Source organism: Saprospiraceae bacterium, from assembly GCA_026129545.1.
GTDB lineage: Bacteria > Bacteroidota > Bacteroidia > Chitinophagales > Saprospiraceae > M3007.
Map to the genome: position 1 here is coordinate 440,363 of JAHCHX010000002.1, position 17,374 is coordinate 457,736.

General features: G+C 52.0%; 16 protein-coding genes. 3 read left to right on the forward strand and 13 right to left on the reverse strand.

Features of this window, described 5'->3' with window-relative positions:
* Window positions 1-105 precede the first annotated feature (105 nt).
* Window positions 106-3,627 carry a hypothetical protein gene (locus tag KIS77_16120; protein MCW5923868.1) on the forward strand — a complete coding sequence of 1,174 codons (3,522 nt, stop codon included), beginning with the start codon at window positions 106-108 and terminating at the stop codon, window positions 3,625-3,627.
* Here KIS77_16120 and KIS77_16125 read toward each other — a convergent pair.
* On the reverse strand, window positions 3,624-4,349 hold the full coding sequence (locus tag KIS77_16125; protein ID MCW5923869.1) for a glycoside hydrolase family 25 protein: 726 nt from the start codon (window positions 4,347-4,349) through the stop codon (window positions 3,624-3,626). The genes KIS77_16120 and KIS77_16125 overlap by 4 nt on opposite strands.
* A 321-nt stretch (window positions 4,350-4,670) precedes the next feature.
* Here KIS77_16125 and KIS77_16130 point away from each other — a divergent pair, with 321 nt between their 5' ends.
* Window positions 4,671-5,288 (forward strand): biopolymer transporter ExbD, encoded by a 618-nt coding sequence (locus tag KIS77_16130; GenBank protein MCW5923870.1) that lies wholly within the window; start codon window positions 4,671-4,673, stop codon window positions 5,286-5,288.
* Between the two features lie 37 nt (window positions 5,289-5,325).
* Entirely contained in the window at window positions 5,326-6,162 is an 837-nt protein-coding gene (locus tag KIS77_16135) for a TonB family protein (protein MCW5923871.1), read from the forward strand.
* An 18-nt stretch (window positions 6,163-6,180) separates the two neighbouring features.
* On the opposite strand, the gene KIS77_16140 is transcribed toward KIS77_16135, so the two are convergent.
* From KIS77_16140 to KIS77_16195, 12 genes are all read right to left on the reverse strand, one after another.
* On the reverse strand, window positions 6,181-6,579 hold the full coding sequence (locus KIS77_16140) for a hypothetical protein (protein MCW5923872.1): 399 nt from the start codon (window positions 6,577-6,579) through the stop codon (window positions 6,181-6,183).
* Between the two features lie 118 nt (window positions 6,580-6,697).
* Entirely contained in the window at window positions 6,698-6,976 is a 279-nt protein-coding gene (locus KIS77_16145) for a hypothetical protein (GenBank protein MCW5923873.1), read from the reverse strand.
* Window positions 6,977-6,989: 13 nt separating this feature from the next.
* Window positions 6,990-7,532: a DUF420 domain-containing protein gene (locus tag KIS77_16150; GenBank protein ID MCW5923874.1), complete on the reverse strand. Its 543-nt coding sequence runs from the start codon at window positions 7,530-7,532 to the stop codon at window positions 6,990-6,992.
* Between the two features lie 32 nt (window positions 7,533-7,564).
* Window positions 7,565-8,191 (reverse strand): hypothetical protein, encoded by a 627-nt coding sequence (locus KIS77_16155; protein MCW5923875.1) that lies wholly within the window; start codon window positions 8,189-8,191, stop codon window positions 7,565-7,567.
* A gap of 76 nt (window positions 8,192-8,267) precedes the next feature.
* Entirely contained in the window at window positions 8,268-8,696 is a 429-nt protein-coding gene (locus KIS77_16160) for a cytochrome C oxidase subunit IV family protein (GenBank protein ID MCW5923876.1), read from the reverse strand.
* 92 nt (window positions 8,697-8,788) lie between these two features.
* Window positions 8,789-9,691, reverse strand: coding sequence for a cytochrome c oxidase subunit 3 (locus KIS77_16165; GenBank protein MCW5923877.1), 903 nt, complete (start codon window positions 9,689-9,691; stop codon window positions 8,789-8,791).
* A gap of 38 nt (window positions 9,692-9,729) precedes the next feature.
* The gene (locus KIS77_16170) at window positions 9,730-10,308 is read right to left on the reverse strand and encodes a heme-copper oxidase subunit III (protein ID MCW5923878.1); all 579 of its coding nucleotides are present in this window, start codon (window positions 10,306-10,308) and stop codon (window positions 9,730-9,732) included.
* Between the two features lie 85 nt (window positions 10,309-10,393).
* Entirely contained in the window at window positions 10,394-11,296 is a 903-nt protein-coding gene (gene cyoE / locus KIS77_16175) for a heme o synthase (GenBank protein ID MCW5923879.1), read from the reverse strand.
* Between the two features lie 111 nt (window positions 11,297-11,407).
* Window positions 11,408-13,261, reverse strand: a complete 1,854-nt coding sequence (locus KIS77_16180; protein ID MCW5923880.1) for a cbb3-type cytochrome c oxidase subunit I — start codon at window positions 13,259-13,261, stop codon at window positions 11,408-11,410.
* 62 nt (window positions 13,262-13,323) lie between these two features.
* The gene (locus KIS77_16185; protein ID MCW5923881.1) at window positions 13,324-14,829 is read right to left on the reverse strand and encodes an OmpA family protein; all 1,506 of its coding nucleotides are present in this window, start codon (window positions 14,827-14,829) and stop codon (window positions 13,324-13,326) included.
* Window positions 14,830-14,919: 90 nt separating this feature from the next.
* Entirely contained in the window at window positions 14,920-16,500 is a 1,581-nt protein-coding gene (locus tag KIS77_16190; protein MCW5923882.1) for a hypothetical protein, read from the reverse strand.
* A gap of 83 nt (window positions 16,501-16,583) precedes the next feature.
* Window positions 16,584-17,285 (reverse strand): cytochrome c, encoded by a 702-nt coding sequence (locus KIS77_16195; GenBank protein ID MCW5923883.1) that lies wholly within the window; start codon window positions 17,283-17,285, stop codon window positions 16,584-16,586.
* Between the last annotated feature and the right edge of the window lie 89 nt (window positions 17,286-17,374).

A 17,374-nucleotide genomic window follows, 5' to 3' on the forward strand; every position in this document is an offset into this window, starting at 1 on the left:
CGCCGCATCAACTTAAAGCGATTGTATCATAGCACGAATGGTCTGGTATTGATTCTCCGCCGTTTTTGTTGGGTGGCGATACTGTCATGCCTATCTCTCAACACGATGGCGCAGTACAACCAAGACTTTTCCAACCTGAAAACGCGCATCATAGATGCCCGCTTGCCAGCACAGCAATTAGACTCGCTCACCGTAGTCGCCCCATTGGTGGCTGCCACTGATTCCTCCTCTGGGCAGGTCATTGAGCTTGAGTATTTTTCTATCGCAAACAATTGGCTGCACATTGATACCGCACGGCTTAGGGGCACATTCCCCAATTGTGAAAGGATAAGCATAACCTATCGCGTGCTGCCTTTTGATTTGGGCGCAAGCGTGAGTCGTTTGGACACCGCCGCGATTAGGCGTAGCGCCCGCCCCGATGCCATAGAATTCGACTATTCGCCATACCAACCAACCACCAAACCATGGGAAACGGGCAGCCTCATCTCCACGGGTGCCTACACACGCGGGTTTTCATTGGGCAACAGCCAGAATTTGGTGTTCAACTCAAATCTGAACCTCCAATTGAATGGCAAACTTGGCAACGACCTTGAAATCCTCGCTGCCCTGTCAGACAACTCTATCCCGCTTCAACCTGACGGCACCACCCGCCAATTGCAAGAGTTTGACCGCATTTTTATTCAACTAAAAAGAAAAAACACCACACTCACGGCAGGGGATTACGACCTCACTCGCCCGCCCTACGGCGGGTATTTCTCCAATTACTTCAAAAGGCTGCAAGGGGCTATGGTACAGTCGAGCATCAGTCATCCCAAATCAGGCGACACCTTGCAAATCCGAGCAGCGGCGGCCGTGTCGCGTGGAAAGTTTGCCCGGCAAATCATCTTGGGTCAAGAAGGAAACCAAGGCCCGTATCGGTTGCAAGGCACGGAGGGAGAACAGTTTATCATCGTGCTGGCAGGAACGGAGAAAGTTTTTCTCGATGGGCAACTATTGCGCCGAGGTTTGAACGACGACTACATCGTGGATTACAATCTTGGAGAGGTGACTTTCACGCCGCGAAGGCTTATCACGAAAGACAGCCGCGTCATAGTGGAATTTGAATATGCCGTGCAGTCATACCTGCGCTCCACGATGGCTGCCAACGCTGGCTGGAGCAACCGACGCGGGCGAGCCTATTTCAACTTTTACTCGGAACAGGACTCGCGCAACAACGGCGCACAGGAAATCTCGCCCACCGAACGCCGGGCGCTTGCCCAAGTCGGCGACAATTTGCGAAACGCTTTTGCTCCCGGAATAGACACGCTCGCCGAATTTGACCCCAACAGGGTGCTCTACCGCAGCGTGGACACGGTGGTGTGCGGCCTGCCGACGACCATATTGGTGTACAGCACCAACCCTGATTCGGCCCGGTTTGCCGCGCGTTTTACGCAAGTACCGTCAGGGCAGGGAAATTATGTGCTGGCACCTTCCGCTGCCAACGGCAGGGTGTTCAGTTGGTCGCCCCCCGACCCAATCAGCTGCCAGCCGACTGGCAACTACGAGCCAGTGGTAAAATTGATTGCGCCGGAGCTTCGGCATCTGTACGCCGTTGGCGGCGATTTTCAACCTTTCAAAGGCGGACAGGTGCAGGCTGAATTGGCCTTGAGCAACAGAGACTTCAACCGCTTTTCACCGCTCAACAATGACGACAACTATGGCTTGGCTGGTTTTGTGGGCTTTCAGCAACAAGCCACATTCGGCGAGCAGAAGAATTGGAGACTGACGGCTTACACCAATTATGAACGCACGGCACCCACTTTTTTCCCGCTCAACCCTTATCGCCCGCCCGAATTCGTGCGTGACTGGAACACCGACAACAGCCGTGACACGGTGGGTGAGCAAATCGCAAGGGGTGGTTTGATGCTGGAAAAAAAGGAATGGGGCAGCAGTCGCTATGAATTCGGCTCTTTCCGACGGCAGGGCGTGTACGATGGCCAACGGCATTTTGGCCAAGCCAGTTTCCAACGGAACGGGCATTCCCTTTTTGGCGAGCTAAATCTGCTGACGACAGCGGGCACAGCGGAAGCGACACGTTTTTCCAGACCCAAATTTGACATTTCAAAAACTTTTTTCACAAAAGACTCGACTTCGCAAAAGGCGTTCCTCAAGGTGGGCATTTACGGGGAAAGGGAAAAAAACGAGCGCCGAGGAACTGGCGCCGACACGTTGAGCCACGTCTCTTTTTGGTACGACCTCTACCGCCTCTATTTTCAAACCCCAGAGAATCAGGGCGCTTGGCAGTTTGGTGGTTTTCTCGCTCAACGCAACGACTTTTTCCCGACTGGCAGTTTTTTCAAAAACAACACCATCGCAAACGAAGCCAACCTGAACGGTAGCTGGCGCAACCATCAAAAAGCCCCCCAACCGACCAACCAGCAAATCTCTTGGACTTTCACCTACCGCACTTTGCGCATCCTTGATGCCGAACTGACCACGTTGGAGCCGCAAGAAACCTATCTCGGACGCGCCGATTACAACTTGACGGCTTGGAAAAACGCGCTCAACTTCACCACTGGCTATGAAATCGGCTCCGGGCAAAGCCCCAAGGTGGAGTTCACCTATCTCGCCGTGAACCCCGGAGAAGGCCAATACACTTGGGTGGACCGCAACCGCGACAGCATCATCCAGATTGACGAAATGGAAATCGCGGTATTTCAGGACCAAGCCAACTATGTGCGCATAGCGGTGACTACCCCTGAATACATCCGAACCAACAACGTGCTTTTCAACCAAAACCTAAGGCTCGAACCACGCCTGCTATGGGCCAACTCTAAACGAAAATGGCTCAAAACCCTAAGTCGTTTTTCTACTCAAAGCACCCTGCAAATCAATCGCCGCACCTTCGCCGGGGCAGCCGGAGTGTCGCCGTGGAACCCATTCCAGTTCGCCATTGCTGACTCTGCTTTGGTGACGGTGACAGCCTCCGTGCGCAATGTCTTGTTTGTCAATCGCGCCAACCCGCGATGGGATGCCAGCATCGCGCAGGGCGACAACCGAAGTCAGGTGGTGCTCACCACCGGCTACGAACAGCGCCGCAACGCCGACCAAACCCTGCACGGACGGCTCAATCTTGGCAAGCAATGGAGCGCCGAGGCCGATATCGTGCGCAGCGAAAAAACCAGTGACAATGAGGCTTTCGATAGTCGGGATTTCCGCATTTTGGGCTGGCGGGCAGGGCCAAAATTGACTTGGCTGCCCAACCGGATGTTCCGCGTCGTGTTCAACCTCAACTGGCAGACAGGCCGCAACACGCTCGCAGGGGGCGAGCAGTCCGACCAGACCAACTGGAATACCGAACTGACTTGGAACCCCACAGGCCGCGCCAACGCGCAAGGCTTCAGAGCATCCACCTCCATGCGAGCCAGAGGCACTTTTGCCAACATCCGATTCGACGGAGAACCGAACTCGGCTGTGGCCTTCACGATGCTGGAGGGCTTGCAAGACGGAAAAAACTACTTGTGGGGATTGAACCTCGACCGACAGTTCTCGCGCACATTGCAACTAAGCCTGAACTATGAAGGCCGGAAAACAGGAACAAACCGGGTGATACATGTGGCAAGGGCGCAGGTGCGGGCCGTGTTTTAAGGAGCCAAGTCTGCTTCCGTTCCGAGAGAAGCAGGGAACCAGCACAATTTGTCGAGCATCTCCCAGCCGCCAGGAAAAACGTTCAAATCCACTCGTCTGGAAATGCCGTCCACGCAGCCTTCGCTGGAATACTGCCAGATGTCCCATTTTTTGCCAGTAGTCAAAAGTGGGCGCTCGCTGGAATAGCGAGCAATCCAAAGCGGATAATCCTCAAAATGGCCAGCCAAATAACGTTCGTAGAAATACTGGTTGGTGTAGATGATGGGCCGAATGCCCAACGTGCTTTCGACGATATCGAGCCAAATGCGAGCCTCTTGAAGCATAATTTCGGTAGCGATGCCATCCGTTCGCTCAATGTCGAGCACCGGCGCAAGGTCGCCGGGCAGCATTTCCACAAATTGGAGAAAATTGCTCGCCTGTTCGTCGCCACAGCCAAAAGCGCGAAAAAAATGATAGGCACCCCGCCGAATGCCCAACCGTCGAAGACTCTCCCAATTGCGGCAAAACAAACTGTCGCGGTAATCGTGGCCTTCGGTAGCTTTCACAAAAGCAAAATCAACTGCCTGACGCTCCGTTACCATTTCCCAATCAATCACTTTCTGATAATGAGAGACATCCACGCCCTGTAGCTCCATGACGGGCGACAATACCGGCGCCACAGTGTTGCGACTTCCCACAAAGGGGACAAGAATGAACAAGAGAAATGTAGAGTGTCTCATCATGAGTCAAAACGTTCGATAGCTGCGAAAGTAGTGCGAGTAGTCCGTATTCACGTCAGATTAACCGTTTGTTTAGTCGTTGGCCGACAATTTTTCGGCGGGCATAATTCATGCCGGAATTTATACCCTGCAACCAACGCCCTGTCTTTCAGAGGCTTAAAAAATGTCGCGCACACACCAAAAAATCTGCCGCCCGCATCTTGCATTTCAGAAGGTTCACAAGCCTATATTTTTTCCAAACCCTTTCGTGAAAAACAGCACTATGCTCAGTGTCGCAGCACACTGCGCCATGTACCGCATTCTTCAAAACCAACATCAAGCATTATGGCAGGCTTTCCAGATTCCAGCAACGGCACGAGCAGAACAACGCCCGGCAACATTCGTTCAAAAAAACGCTCCACCCGCGTTGACCTGACACCCATGGTGGATTTGGCTTTTTTGCTCATCACCTTCTTCATGCTCGCCACCACATTGGCCAAACCCCATGTCATGGCTTTGGTCATGCCCGACAATGAAAGGGATGCCTCTATCGAGTTGCCACAGTCCAAAGTGCTCACGATTCTACTCGGCGCTGACAACAAAGTGTATTGGTATGAAGGTATTGAAAACGCCGCGCTTGACTCCACCGACTACTCAGCATCGGGGCTACGTCAGGTGATTTTGGGAAAAATGAAACGTGTGCAGGCCAAATGGGGCTCGGATACATACACCAACGTTAAAAGTCTGGAGGAAAAAACAGGCTCGCATCTGAACGTCATCATCAAGCCGACTCGCGCATCCAGCTTCCAAAACCTCGTGGATGCTTTGGATAAAATGGCCGTATGCCGGGTGCGCTACTATGTGTTGCTCGATGTTTCCCCACAGGAAGAAGCGTTCATCGCTGCACCGTCTGAAGGATTGCGCTTCACCACAAAACAACAGCTCGAAGCGGCTCTTCGCTAACCGCTTCTCCATTTCTTCACTCAATCACTTTCATATCATGAACACTCCACAATTCGTGTCGCCAAAGGACGCGCTGGACATCGTTTTCGCCGACAGAAACAAAAATTACGGGGCCTACCAACTGCGCCGCGCCTATCCGCGCCACCTCCGCAGCGCCCTGAGCATCGGCTTTTTGCTCCTTGCGCTGGGCATCGGGCTTCCCGACCTATTGAGCGCCATTTCCAGCAAGTTCCCCGAACCGCCCGCCCGCGAAGTGATAGCCGAACCGGGGCCACCACCCGACATTGATGCCGACAATCCACCGCCCCCCCCACCCCCTCCGCCGCCTACACCACCACCGCCAGTACGCGCGACGATTCGTTTTGTGCCGCCCTCCCCCACTCCCGATGAACTTGTGCAGGATGAACAGCCTCCCACTCAAGAGGATGTGCTCAATGCAGCCGCCGAAGTAGGTGCGACCACTCGTGCCTCGGAAGGGGACGCGCCGCCCACACTGCGAGACGTGCCTGACTTTCCGCGAGAAGTGGAAAACTCGAAAAAAGCACGAGATGACGGCGAGTACAATATGGTGACGGTGCAAAAACCACCGACTTTCCCCGGAGGGGAGCAAGATTTGTTGAGATATCTGGCTGAAAACATCAACTATCCCGCACTTGCCCGAGAGGCGGGCATAGAAGGGACGGTGGCGCTCAGCTTTGTGGTCAATAAGGACGGCAGCGTGACCGATGTGAGCATCCTGAAAGATATTGGCGGCGGATGCGGCAAGGAAGCCGTGCGAGTCGTGCAGTCCATGCCCCGCTGGACTCCCGGGGAAGCCAACGGGCATCCAGTGAAAGTGCGATTCACGCTGCCCGTCCGATTCAGGTTGCAGTAAAGAGAATTGGCAACCGAGTTACAAAGCCCCTCTTTTGATGACCCAAACTACCAAGCATGCCACTGCCAACAAAGCAATGAGGCCGGCAATGCCGAAGTTAAAAAACGAAAGCACAATGGCGATGCCCAAACCAAAAAGCCCAAACCAGAGCCATTGTTCCACAGGGTCGCTGAAATCCACTTGCATTCCTTGTTTGGCGGCTTTGCGCTCTATTTTTTTGGAAAGCCGATGGAGGCGCTTTTCCGCTTTTTTATCCAACGTTTTGGAATGAAGCGCGGGTGCCTCGCTCAATTTTTCAACAAAACCCGCACGCATTTCATCTTTGGAAATCGCGGTAGCTGCATACGTCGAGGAAGGCGCAAGGCCGAGCAGGCAAAGCAGGGAAACGAAAAGCAGGGTGAGTGTCAGTTTATCCATACGAGAGAGGGTTTGATTATGAATTGCGGCGGCGAAAATAATAGCAAGCATATCGAAACAGCGATGCCCGGCAGAATTTTAACTGCCGGGCATCGCCCCAAAAACCCGAGCCTGAAAATCAGGCAAAATCCTGCTCTGAAAGTTCGGATACCTCTTGGCGCTCCTTGCGCCGATTGCTCCACCACCAATAGCCGATGCCAAACACCAGCAGGTAAGGCAGCATCAACATATAAAGGATGCCGGCGTTCAGCCCGCGCGGGTCGCCTCCCCCGTTTTTCAGATTGGCTTCGGCGGAGGCCTTGCACATGGCGCACTGGGCCGCTGAAGGCTCCACAAGGCAAAGCACCAGCAATGCCACAAGCACCACGAACCCGATTTTTGAAAGTATATTTTTCATAACACACTCATTTTTATGTTGGGTAATAAGGCCGCAGCATCAGGTAGCAAATCGGCCCGGTCACTGCCACATACAACCAAAGCGGGAACACCCACCGCGCCATTTTTTTGTGGCGCTCGAATTGGTTGGTGTAAGCACGGGTAAAGGTAAGCAGAATGAAAGGCAATATCACCGCAGCCAGTACGACATGGGTGATGAGAAAGAAGAAGTAAATCGTCCGCATCACCCCTTCCCCTCCGTAGCGGGTCTCAGGAGTGGTAAAATGGTAAAGCACATACGAGACGAGGAATAGCGCCGAGCAAGCCATCGCCGCGTAAATAGCGCGACGGTGATTTTCCACCTGCTTGTTTTTGATGAAGTAGAGTGCCAACAGGAGTATCGCTGCCGCCAGCGCATTCAACGACGCATGTATGGGCGGCAAAAAACTAAAGTCAACACCAAGGTCAATCTTATACCGCCGCATCAATCCGACCAATAGCAATACCACGCCGGAAATGATGTATGCCAATACGTTGAGCCTTTTTTCCAACTGAATATCGGGAGCTGCTGCTGCCATCGGGTTGTGTTGTTTTTGTTTTTTCAAAAAAATCAATTTTTCACAGGCAACAGCAACGCAATGTGCTGCACCATGCGGTCCACCTGTTTTTGGTTGGTGGCATCGTAGAAGCGACGGATGGTGCCGGCAGTGTCGGCCAGGGCGAAGTACCGGGGTACAGGTTTAATGCCCTCCGCCAGGCAAAACGACTCATAGCCGTTTTCAATCGCAGTCCGCCACGACCCGAGGCCACCCGACCAAGCCCATGTGGCATGGTCGGCGCTCGGCATTTTCTGAGCATGAGAGCGGAACTCTGCCGTTCCACCATTGGCTATCATTGCCAGCCTGAATTCGTTTGTGCTGCCAAACTGGTCAAACAGTTTTTCAGCCGTGTCGAGAATCTGCCGATTGGTTTCCGTCAGGTCAGGATTGTCGCCAAAAATGTGCACCACTGTCACTTTTCCTTTGAGTTGGTCCTCCCAAGTGCCGTCCGGCCAAATGATAGGAGCCTTGGCTATTTTTCCATAATCGGCCAGTTCGGCCACCGCGGCCTTGCGCCAGTTAAGCCCACTGCGCAAATAAAACCAAGAAACAGCAGGAAGTCCCACGAGTATGAGGAACAAGGCCGCCGCGATATAAACCTTTCGCCCCATGGAGGGCTTTTTTGCTTCGTTTTCCATCTGTCAAAGTTCTGATTATCAACAAAAAAGGCGAGGTTTTGTTTCCCCGCCTTTTTTGTTTGAGCGAATAACAACGTCAACCTTTCATGGTGCCGGGCAGGATGTACCCCTGTGGCTTGCCCACCGGAGCTGGGCTGACAACTTCCTCGTTTTTTTCCTGAATCAATTCGCGGCGCGCGCCCCAAGAGTTGCCTTCTTGGAAGAAGGCGATAATCGCCCAAATCAAAAGCGTGGTGGGAAGCAGCACGCTCATGACCAAACCGCGCACTTCATACGCCATGTGCATGAAGTAAAAAATAATGAAATAGGCTTTGAACAGGGAGAAGCCAATCATAAGGAGCATATAAAGGTAATGCCCAAACCCCTCCGTGAATCGGATGCTGGGCACGATATGTCCTTTGGCAAAAAGGGCGATGACAACTTCCACAATCGTCACCACGCCGAGTATCATCAGCCCGCGAAAGACGAGGGCTTTTTGTTCTTCATAAGTTTGATGTCCAGCCATTTCTTTGAAATGTTGATTTGTTGAACAGTTAGTTGACAGACAAAGCGAGGCTCGAGTTTGAGTCAAATTTTTGCCTCACACGGACTTGAGTTTTAGAGGAGGTAGAACACAAGAAACACAAACACCCACACCAAGTCCACAAAGTGCCAATAAAGCCCGATTTTCTCCACCATCTCGTAGCCGTTGCGTCGAGCGGCGTACACGCCTCCCGCAGCATTGATGGCAATGATGGCGAGAAACAGCACCCCAGAAAAAACGTGGAAACCGTGGAAACCCGTGATGAAAAAGAAAAGTGCTCCAAACGCTTTCGGCCCCATTTCCTGCACGCCCGTTTGCCCCGCATAAGGCCCCGTGGTGTACTTTATTTTGCGCTGGATGAACTCATCTTTCATCGTGCCGTCAGCCTGACGCACAGGGTGCATGTGCAGCAGATATGAGTCCCCTTTCTGGAAAACATCAGGCGAGCCATCCGTTTTTTTTGCTTCCGTGCCGTCGTCATTCAGATAAATGCCGTCCGCGATGTGGCGACCAAATGGGTTTTGCTTCACGGTCATGTTCTCGCCCGCAATCAGCGTCGTCCATTCATAGGCCTGACAACCCAAAAAAGTGGCGCCGCCCAATATGGTCAAAAACATCCAATACACCACTCCGCGCTGGTTCTCGCGGTGTCCTTCCTGCACGGCGCGTACCATTGTGACCGAACTAAATATGAGGACAAAAGTCATGAACGTCACGAAGACCAATGGCCAATGTGCCTTGACGAAAGGAAAAGAGGCGAACACAAAGTCAGGTTCTGGCCAAGAGGGCATGCTGAAACGAAGCGCCCCGTATGCAATAAGGAAGCCCGCAAACGTGAATGCGTCGGAAACGAGAAAATACCACATCATCAGCTTGCCATAACTCGCCTTAAGTGGCTCCTTACCACCCTCCCAGAGGTGAGCATCGTCTGCGTGTTCGTGCGTGTCGTGCGCGTGTGTAACAGATGTTTCTGCCATGATAATCAGTCAGTTAATATGTCAAAATTAAAAGTGGTTCAAGATTGCAACATGAAAAACACAATCAAATAGAGCCAAAGCACATCCACGAAATGCCAGTAATTGACCACCAATTCAAAGCGCAATCTCCGACGTTCCGTTGGTCTGTACGGCAGCACAAATGCGTAAATCATTGCCACAATCAGTGCCGCGATACCACCCAGCACGTGCGCCGCATGCAACCCGGAAATCACATACACGAACGAACTGGAAGGGTTGATGGTGAAAGTCGCACCGATAGCTGTCATCGCCACCCAACCTTGATATTGCAGCACCACAAAAAGAATTCCCAGCACAAAAGTCGCCACCAGCAGTCCCTTGTACAGTTGCTCATTGCCTTTTTTAAAAGCGGTGTAAGAAACGTGAAGGGTCAAACTGCTGAGTAAAATCACCACCGTGTTGAGAAAAAAGATATCTGGCAATTTGAACTCAAACCAATTGCCAGCAGCTCTCCGCACCACATATGCACTCGTGATGGCCCCGAACATCATCACGATGCTCGCAATGCCGACCCAAAGCGCAAGCTTCTGTGGCGGTATTTTGCTTCGGCTATATTCAGGAGATGAAATGGCTCCCATTCTTTTTGAATTTAGAGGACTTAGAGGATTTACAGGGGGTTTAGAGAGATTTAGAAAGATATTTTTCTACCCCCCCCTAAATCCTCTAAATTATTTTATCAATCAAAATCACAATCAACGATACTGGCAGATGCACAAACGACATGAACATCTGCTTGCGAGCTGCCGCTCTCGAACACTCTTTGAAAAGCCTCCAACAAAGCAAGGCCCAATAGGCATTTAGCCCAACAAGGAGCATCGTGGCCCATGTTCCAACGTATCCTAGCGACCATCCCAGCAGCGCGTTGCCCACCATAAGAATACAAAAAGCAAAGGAGAGCAACCCGGTCGTGGAATCTTTCACGCCATTTTTCGACGGCAGAAGATAGAACCCGGCTTTTTTGTAGTCGTCATCCGCCAACCATGCCACCGCCCAGAAATGAGGAAATTGCCACAAGAACTGGAGCGTGAACAGCATGAAGGCCATTGGCGAAATAAATCCCTCGTGCACCACGCAGCCGATGATGAGCGGAAGTGCCCCGGGCACTGCACCCACCACCACCGAAAGCGGCGTGGAGCGTTTGAGTGGCGTGTAAACAAAGGCATAACTCATCAACGACAAGGTGCCGAGAAACCCGGCGAGCGGGTTGAAAAACGAAAGCACCGTGATGCCAGCCATCGCCATCAATCCTGCCCACAAGACAGCTTTCGACACGCTCATGCGCCCAGTAGCGATAGGACGGTTGGCCGTTCGAGGCATCAACTTGTCGTAATCGCGCTCAAGCACCTGATTCAACGCATTGGCCGCCCCCGTCACCATGAAACCACCAAACGCCAGTAGCCCCATCACCGTCCAATCCACGTCGCCTCCACACACAATCGCGTAGGACATTACCGCAGAAAAAAGAACTAACAAGGTCAACTTGAATTTTACCAACAGACCAAAATCGGTGACTGATTGAGTCAAGCCTTCCCAAATTGATACTTGCTTTACAGAGTTGCGCTCCATTTTATTTGTTTATGAAGGTTGATAATGAGTTTATAAGGTTGATATTTTGATTCGAAGAATTGACTTTTATCAACATTCATAAACCCTTTATCAACTTTTATCAACCTCGAATCAATGCCCGTGGTCATGCTCGCCTTCTTTCAAAGGCACAAACTGTGCGATGAACTCCTCGCCGCCTTTGCCGTAGTCGTAAGCCCAGCGTTGGGTGGTCGGGATGTTGCCTGGCCAGTTGCCGTGGCCCGGTTTAATCGGCGTGGTCCATTCCAGCGTGTTGGAGCCCCATGGGTTTTTCACCGTCAACTTGCGACCACTAAAAACAGAATAGAAGAAATTGATGATGAACAACACTTGAAGGAAAAACACCACAATGGCCGCAATTGTGATAAACTGGTTCAAACTCACAAAATGCTTGAAAGAGTCGAAATTGTCAATGGCGTAGTAACGACGCGGCACACCCGCCATGCCCGTGTAGTGCATGGGCCAGAAAATCAGGTAAGCACCAATCAAAGTGCCCCAAAAGTGAATCTTGCCAAGCGTCTCATTCATGAAACGGCTAAACATTTTCGGGAACCAGTGATACACGCCCGCGAACATCCCAAAGAATGCCGCGATACCCATCACAATGTGGAAGTGAGCCACCACGAAATAGGTGTCGTGCAATTGAATGTCAATCGCTGAGTTGCCAAGGAAAATACCTGTCAAACCACCAGAAATGAACATGGACACGAAGCCGAGTGCAAACAAACTGGCCGAATTGAAGCGGAAGTTTGAGCCATACACCGTCGAAATCCAGTTGAACACCTTGATAGCCGACGGCACGGCGATAATCAGTGTAAACACCACAAAGAAGTTACTGATGAATGGATTAACACCTGACATAAACATGTGGTGCGCCCACACGATGAACGAAAGGAATCCAATCGCCAGAATCGAATATACCATCGCACGGTAGCCGAAAATCGGCTTGCGAGCGTGCACCGACAGCACTTCCGACACGATACCCATCGCCGGAAGGATGATGATATACACCTCCGGGTGACCGAGGAACCAAAACAAGTGCTGATACAAAATCGGGCTACCACCGATGCGGTCGAGAATTTGACCACCCACAATAATCTCGCTCAGATAGAAAGACGTGCCCATGCTGCGGTCGAACACCAACAACAACAGACCGGAAAACAGCACCGGGAACGACAACACGCCGAGGATGGCCGTGATAAGTATTGCCCAAATCGTCAGCGGCATACGCCACATCGTCATGCCTTTCGTGCGCAGGTTCAGGATGGTCGTGATATAGTTGATACCACCCAAGAGCGACGACACCACAAAGAGCGACATGGCTACTATCCACATCGTCATGCCCGCCTTGGAGCCGTCAGATGCTTGACCCAAGGCGCTCAATGGCGGATAGGCCGTCCATCCACCGGAGAAAGGCCCTGTGCTCAAGAACAACGACAGGAACATCACGACCCCGGCGAGGAAGAAGAACCAATACGACATGGCGTTGAGCAGCGGCGAAGCCATATCGCGTGCGCCGATTTGCAACGGTATAAGCAGGTTGGCAAACGTGCCGCTCAACCCGGCCGTGAGCACGAAGAACACGAGAATCGTGCCGTGCATGGTCACCAATGCGTAATAGAACTCAGGGTCGAGTTTGCCGATGCCCGCGTCGTTCACCTGAATCCACTTTCCCAAAAGCGGCTTGAGCCAAGCCAAGTCGGCTTCAGGAAAGCCCAGCTGCAAACGAAAAACGATGGACATCGCAGCGCCGATGAAAGCCCAAAAAATCCCCGTGATAAGGAACTGACGGGCAATGATTTTGTGGTCGGTGCTAAAAATGTACGTCGTCAGAAAATTCGACTGAAACTTGTCGCCGTGATGATGCTCATGAAAATGGTCATCATAACCCAGTTCTTGGGTGAGTTTTTCTTCCAAAGTGTCGGCGGCGGTTACTGCGTGAGCCATAGCCAGAAATTTTGAGAATTTTTTTATTGAGAAAAACGCCGGGTTCGGTGTTTGCTTTTTAATCAGGATGCCGGTGACAAAATCGTAAATTCAGTCCTCCGGTTCTTAGCCCTGTTTTCATCCGAATCGTTCGGAACAAGCGGCTTGGTGTCGCCATAACCGCGAGGGCGCAGACGGCTTTCCGAGATGCCCCTGTCTGTCAGATACTTGACCACCGATGCAGCCCGCATCTGAGAAAGCAGGCGATTCTGCAACGGGTCGCCCACATCATCCGTGTGGCCCGCCACTTCAATCACCAAACTGGGATAAGTGTTCATGGCCGTCACCAAATTATCCAGTTCATAGCGGCTATCGGCGGTGAGGGTGGCCGAGCCGGTTTCAAAATTGACGTATTGGAGTGGAAGTGTCTTGTCAGCCGCATTGGTGGATTCCACCGCGTTTTTCATGCTTTCGCTAAACTGCTTAGCACGCTGCCGGACCTCGATGTCCAGCACTTTGCCCTTGTTCGGGTCTTCGTCTTTACCGCGAATTTGCGACAGGTAAAACGACTCTTGCTGTCTGTACCATGCATCGTATTCTTCTTGTGTCACCACCTTGAAAATACGTTTCATCGAATAGTGTCCCTTGCCGCACAACTCCGCGCAGGCCAATTCATACTCGAATGCCTCCCACCGTTTTTTGCCGTTCGGCTCGGTGGGGTCGTTCGGGAGGTTGAAGTCGTCGTATTTGCGCAGTTCGTTGCGATATTCAGTGGTCGTCTTGATGGGGGTGAACACGAAATAGGTAGGCATACCTGGCACTGCGTCCATCTTCACGCGGAAGTGCGGCAAGTAAAAGTTGTGGAGTACATCCTTGGCAAGGATGCGCACTCGCACCTTTTTCCCTACGGGCAGCAACAATTCCTGACCCGGCACCACGTCGTCCCACGATTTTGGGTCATTAAAGTCAATACCCAACTGATTGTTGGCCGTTGTCAGTTTGTAATCGCGCGTTCCGATTTTCCCGTCGGGGCCTGGGTAGCGGATAATCCAGTTGAACTGTTGGCCAGTGGCTTCTATCTCCAAGTAGTCCTCATCAGGATTCACGTCAGCCATCACCGTGTTCCAAGCATTGAGGCCGCGCACCACAAGAATCGTCATCACCACTGCTGGGATGGCTGTCCAGATGAGCTCAAGGCGGTTGTCGTGGGCAATGAACTGCGCCTTCCGACCCTCCTGCCACCGATATTTGTAAGCAAACCAAAACAATGCGATATGCGTAATCACAAACACGATACCCGTGAGTATCAACGTGATATTGAACATACTGTCCAGAATATCGCCATGCGCAGAAGCCGCTTTGTGTGGGCCATAGCCCATCATCTCATTTTTGTATTCCCATGCGGAAATAAACACACCGACGAGAAACACAATCATGAAGCCGACCGAGAGCCAGCCATTCCATTTGCTGTTGTCGCGCAACACCTCACGCTCGCCTTTTATTTGGGCGGTGAGCTCGGTGACTCTACCGATTTGTACCAACACGATGGAGATGAGTATGACGCAGAGTAATATGATAAGCGCAGTCATTGAAATGTTTTTTTGCTTTAACCCAAAGGTAAAAAAGTTGTTCGGAGCGTATCAAAACACCATTCTTGATTAGAACGGCTATAAATATCATCAGTGATGAGCGTGGCCTTTTGCCTCCAACTCGGTTTCGATGAGTGCCCCTGTTTCGTGATGAAGGCTCTCTTCCAAGAATGGGTCTTTATGCGGCACCAAGGAAACACGCTCAAGCTGGCGGAAGAAAAAGAAGAGGAAGAGGCTCAAAAAGCCAATCATCGTCCCAATATCTTCCAAGCCCGGAATAGTGAAGCCAAGACGGAACCCGCTCGGCTCGCCCCCCCCTGTTCCGTGCCCATGTCCGTCGTCGTGTCCGCCACCGCCGCCGTGGTCGGCGTGGTCTGCTGGCGAAGGCGCGGGAGCGGCGGCCACCGCTGTTTCGGCACTCTTCGAGGCCGCGTTGTCCGACTGGTGGTCGGCAGCAGCATGTGAAACAGCAGCGTCCTCATGTTGAGGAGCGTCGTGGGAGGCATCGTCGTGATGCGCAGCGGCATCCGAGATGGGTGCAGCCTCGCGCGATTTGCTGCTATGGTGCCCGCCTTCTGCCAGTTCCTTCGCTTCAAAGGCGGCGATGCGAGCGCCGGGCTTTATCATGTAGAAATAATCCCACCAGTGGCCGAAGAAAACGATGAGCGCCACAAAGAACATAGTACCCAATTTGCGCTTCGTGTCGTTGCGCATGAGGATAAAGAACGGAGCCACGAAGTTCATCAGGAGATTGCCCCAGAACAACACGGGATAGTGTGTCATGCGCTCGTTGAAGTAAATCGTCTCCTCACCGTTGTTGGCATACCAAATCAGCATGAACTGGTCGAACCACAGATAAGTCCAGAATACGCTGATGCCAAACATGAACTTGCCCATGTCGTGCAAGTGGTCTGGGCCGACATATTCCATGTAGCCCCTCGATTTCAAGAAAATGATGAGCAAGATGGTAAGCGCGATGGAGCCAAGCCAGACCGAGGCGGTGGAATACCAAGCAAACATGGTGCTGTACCAATGCGGGTCAATGGACATCATCACCAGCCATATAAAGACCGGACTGAGAAATCCACCGATGGGCAAGAATGAGGCTGACCACCTGCGGATTTTTTTATAGTAGTCGAAAGAGGCGGTCTCCTCCGTATCCTGAGCGATGGAGAGTTTGCGCACATTGCGATACCAGAAATACCACAATCCGAGAAAACCCATAGCGGCGATGGTGTAGAAAACAGGGTTCAAAAAACCCTTTTTGCCCGCGATGATTCGGTCGTAATGCGGGGCGGCTGGGTCCGTCACGTTGACATTGGGGTCATTCCAATGATAAAGGTGATGGAAGTGCCCCCAGACACCCAGCGTGATGATGGCCATGAGAATCAGGCCGACCCCCATGAACCCACCCATTGCCTCATAGACCCGACGGATGACGGTGTTCCATCCCGCAAACGCAGTAATCTGCGCGCACATGAAGAACATGGCCAAAAAAGCGATGCCGGTGAAATAGACCGAATTGTGCAGGATATTGGTCCAAAAACGGGTGTGGTATTCATCATCATTGATGAACGTGAGCAAAAGGCAAAGCACACCCAGCGCCATCCCGCCGAAGAGGACGCGCTTGGTTTTGCCTTCAAATACAAATTGCGTATTGGTCAGATTCATATCGCAAAATCAGGCTTGGCCCGATAAATTTTGTTTCTTGAATAGTTTTCAACATGGCGTTTTATTCGCCGTAGGCCAAATTTTTACTTTGTCTGAAGCGAGCGGATGTAGTGAATCACCTGCCAGCGTTCCTCGTAGGAAAGTTTGTCCGCATAGCTGCCCATCACGTTTTTGCCATACATGATGGAGAAATAGAAGCGGCCTTCCTTGGCCTCGACCATGTCTGGACCGACAAGATTTTTGGGCTGAGCGGGATACTTGCTATCGGGCATGGTCACCAGCCATCCCTCACCGTTGCCTTTTTCTCCATGACAGATGGCACACTGCACATCGTAGAGTGCCTTGCCACGCTCAAGACCACTTTTAGTAACTGGGAAGGGGTTGGTCGTGATTTCCTGCTCGCAGCGAAGGCGGTCGTCCTCCGTGTTTTCGTAGTAGAATGGCACTTGGCCGTTCACTGGCGCTGCAATGGCGTTGGGCGCATTTTTGCCGCGCACCACATCAATAGCCGAAGCGTCGCCATAGTGCACCGCTGTGTAGCCACGAGGGATGGTACCGTTCACGCTGCCACGCGGCTGCGACAGCTCTGCCTTGGTGAAGACGCTCTTGTCTCCGTCCCAGTGGTTCCAAGAGTAAGCATTGTACTGATTGGCCTCGTAGCCGACAGAGTGATACATATCGGGCATATATTCATGGCCCGTCTTGTTGATGCCTGCTGGAGAGCACACAGAAAAAAGCCAAGCAAACAAGGCTATTCCGACTATTGCGCCAAGTGCGTATTTCATCTTTTTGTTAATTCGTTGAATTTGTTGGTTTGCTGATTTGCAATTGCTCGGAGCGGCGAAATGTCAATTCGTGATTTTCAAATCAACCA